The 318-nt window shown below is 77.4% G+C and carries 1 pseudogene; it reads left to right on the top strand.

Annotated elements, in window-relative coordinates:
- Nucleotides 1-318 (top strand): annotated as a pseudogene (locus KUM40_RS33785) (helix-turn-helix domain-containing protein); the annotation flags it as partial.

A 318-nucleotide genomic window follows, 5' to 3' on the forward strand; every position in this document is an offset into this window, starting at 1 on the left:
CTGCACCGCCCGACCCACGGGCCCGGCGCAACCCGACGCCACGGGACCGCAGCGCACGCCCCACCCGCGCCGTACGGCGGGACGCAAGGCGCTGCCCGCCGTACCGCAGCCCGGCTGCAAGGTCCCCGGGCTCCTCCAAGCCGCCGTCGACCTCCTCACCGACCTGCGCCGACACGACTCCCGCCTGCTGCTCTCCGCCACCGACACGGCCCACCTGGTACCCGGCGTCGCCGCCTGGCTGGAGCGGGACGTCCTCCCCAGCGGCGTACGCCACGCCCTGACCACCAACCTCCCGGACGAGCCCCTGCACCGCCCCGC

Origin of the sequence: Streptomyces sp. AC512_CC834 (genome assembly GCF_019049325.1) — a bacterium.
Lineage (GTDB): Bacteria > Actinomycetota > Actinomycetes > Streptomycetales > Streptomycetaceae > Streptomyces.